Raw genomic sequence first — 236 nt, 5'->3', positions numbered from 1 at the left:
AGATGCATGTTAAGGGTTTGATAAATCAAACCCCTACAAAAGGCACTGAATGCATAAATGAATGTTTCAAAAACCTGACGACTGTTGCCTGACGACCGACGACCGTTTTGGTAGGGGAGCGTTCCTACAGCGTTGAAGCAGTACCGTAAGGAGCTGTGGAGTGGTAGGAAGTGAGAATGCCGGTATGAGTATGCGATAAGGCAGGTGAGAATCCTGCCCGCCGAAAACCCAAGGTT

At 48.3% G+C, this 236-nt stretch carries 1 rRNA gene; it reads left to right on the top strand.

Annotation, left to right across the window (positions count from 1 at the left end):
- Positions 1 to 236 (top strand): 23S ribosomal RNA (locus V6C27_14990); the annotation flags it as partial.

It is taken from the genome of Peptococcaceae bacterium 1198_IL3148, from assembly GCA_036763105.1.
Classification (GTDB): Bacteria; Bacillota; Desulfotomaculia; order Desulfotomaculales; family Desulfohalotomaculaceae; genus JBAIYS01.
The sequence above is the reverse complement of the archived record's forward strand: the minus strand, read 5'-3'. Positions and strand labels throughout refer to the sequence as shown.